Origin of the sequence: Spiroplasma endosymbiont of Megaselia nigra (assembly GCF_003987485.1) — a bacterium.
Taxonomy (GTDB): Bacteria; Bacillota_I; Bacilli_A; order Mycoplasmatales; family Mycoplasmataceae; genus Spiroplasma.
In genome coordinates, this window is record NZ_RCOO01000205.1 from 1 (window position 1) to 1,910 (window position 1,910).

Sequence of the window (1,910 nt, forward strand, 5' to 3'; positions counted from 1 at the left end):
AGTTTTCATTCTTTATTAAAAAAAGCAACAATTCATAACAATATTTACTTATCGCATGACGAATATATTAATGATGTTAAAAAATGAAATAAATGATATTCAAGCCGCAAAGAAAAGGATATAATAAATAAAAGTTTATAAACCTTTTTTACTAATACTTACTTTTTGGGGTTCACTCTAAACCAGCTGCGTCTTTTAATTCACAAAAAGCACCGAACGGCGTGATATTTGTTATTTTAACAATAACCTTGCTTTTTTTATCATACATAATATTTTTTTCTCTTTTTCATAACATTATTATATTATTAAAATGCTAAAAATGATTTGCTATTTTAAAAATTTTGTTAAATTTTTTAAATTATCAAAAATTATCATTTTAAACAGTTCCTAACAATATTATTAATTAGTTTAGAGAATAAAATATGATAAAATAAAACGAGAAAGGAACGATAATCATGGCAAATAAAGTATTAGTAATTTATGGAACGGTTAGCCCTAATGAAAAATCATATTCAAAAGCTTTAGCAGCTCGTTTTCTTAAATATTATCAAGCAGCAAATGCAAACGATGAAATTATTCTTTTAGATTTAAACGAAACCCCAATGGCCCTTAAAACACTTACGCGTGATAATTTTGGCACTTATTTTAATGCGGAGGATGCTGATGTTTATATTAATCAATTAAAAGAAGTGCAAAAAGTTATTGTTGTATGTCCAATGAACAACTTTAATGTTTCTGGATTAATGAAAAATTACTTAGATCATGTGTTAGTTGCAGATAAAACATTTTCATATAAATATACAAAAAAAGGTGATGCAATCGGGTTATTACCACATTTAAAAGTACAAATTTTAACAACCCAAGGAGCTCCTTTTGGTTGATATCCATGGGGAAATCACACCGAATATTTAAAAGGAACATGAGAATTTGTTGGAGCTACTGTTAATAAACCAATTCTTGTTGCAGGAACGAAAGTTGCTTCAACCAATGCCCTAAGTCCAGATGAGTTAATTGACCAATATGATGAAGAAATTCAAAAAGTTGTTAAAACATTTTAATTAACAAAAATAATAAAAACTCAACATTTGTTGAGTTTTTATTTGCTTATTAATGTTTGTACTAATAAATTATGATAAACTTAATAATTATATGATTTTAAAACTAATTTTAAAATAAATTACTTTAATTATTATTTATGAAATAATAATTAAAAACAATATTGAAAGAAAATTGCAATGAAAAGAATCGAATTTATTAATAATTTAAAAGTTATTGCTAATGAATATGCAGATTTTAAAGCAGAATTAGATGAAAAATATAAAATATACCAAGAAGTTATCTCAAATGATAATAATTTAAAAGAAATAATAAACTTAGAAGAACTATCAGACATTAAAAATTTTTATAATGAATTATTTAATGGGGTAGTTTTACAATATTTTCACAATGATAAAGATAAAGAAAATATTGTAAATGGACCAGAAATTATTGATGTCGCACAGAAAACTTTAAGTAATTTAAAAAGTAAACTAAATACTTTTGAATTAAAAGCAAATCCAGGACTAGAAGTTGGTAACCCTTCATCTGAAACTGATAGCAAAAATGAAAACATATTACAAACAGGTAATTCAATTTTTTATACAGAGGGAATAAAACACGTCCCAAATGTAGTACCTAAACCAGCAAGATTAGAAAAATTAACTAAAGAACAAACGATAAAAATTTATAAAGAACATATTGCAACACATCAAGAACAAAACCAAGAAATTTAAAATGAAAGATAAAAAGAGCAAAGAAAAGACTGCACCCCAAAAAGTAAGTAAAATTAAAAAAGAACTTTACTAAACTTTTAGAGGAGGTGCATTTTTTAATGGCAGGAAAAGAACAAAAATTTAAAACATATACTGCAG

The 1,910-nt window shown here is 24.9% G+C and carries 2 protein-coding genes; both read left to right on the forward strand.

The window, feature by feature from the left end; all coding sequences use genetic code 4:
• The first annotated feature begins 455 nt into the window (after positions 1-455).
• A complete protein-coding gene (locus D9R21_RS06110) occupies positions 456-1,058 on the forward strand; it encodes an FMN-dependent NADH-azoreductase (protein ID WP_126821498.1) in 603 nt (200 codons plus the stop codon).
• A gap of 177 nt (positions 1,059-1,235) precedes the next feature.
• The gene (locus tag D9R21_RS06115; RefSeq protein WP_126821499.1) at positions 1,236-1,772 is read left to right on the forward strand and encodes a hypothetical protein; all 537 of its coding nucleotides are present in this window, start codon (positions 1,236-1,238) and stop codon (positions 1,770-1,772) included.
• Positions 1,773-1,910: the final 138 nt, after the last annotated feature.